The following is a 427-nucleotide window of genomic DNA, read 5'->3' on the forward strand; positions in this document are numbered from 1 at the left end:
CGAATACCCTCTCAATCTCAAACAGGTCGTGATGGTTTCCTGCCGTTGGCCCCGAGCAGGCCAATAGCAGGCCCGTGTCATCGGAGAGAAACAGGCTGTTGCAAGTCCTGGCCGCCTTGCGGGCCTGGAAGCCCACCCACTCGCCGCCCCTTTTGCAAATCGTCTGGCTGCCGTCCAGCTGCAGCGAGCATAAACAGCGAACATAAACTAAGTAGCCTGCGCTTGCAGCGCAGCAGCTCTACCCATACCCGCCTGAGGCTGCCGTCCGCTGCCCAGCGTTGAAAATGGTAAAACACTGCCGCCAGCCCAGGCTCCCTTCGCCAAGCAGCTCTTTTACAGGGAGCAGGCGCCACTGGCACCCTGTTTTAAGCTTGTAGAGTATGGCGCCTACTATTTTACTGGCTGCCACATGGAGCCTGGGACCGCG

Annotated in this window: 1 pseudogene; it reads right to left on the minus strand. The window is 59.3% G+C overall.

Annotated elements, in window-relative coordinates:
* Window positions 1-238 precede the first annotated feature (238 nt).
* Window positions 239-427, minus strand: a pseudogene (locus K3G39_RS20505) (hypothetical protein); the annotation flags it as partial.

The organism is Pontibacter sp. HSC-14F20, assembly GCF_019599265.1.
Taxonomy (GTDB): Bacteria; Bacteroidota; Bacteroidia; order Cytophagales; family Hymenobacteraceae; genus Pontibacter.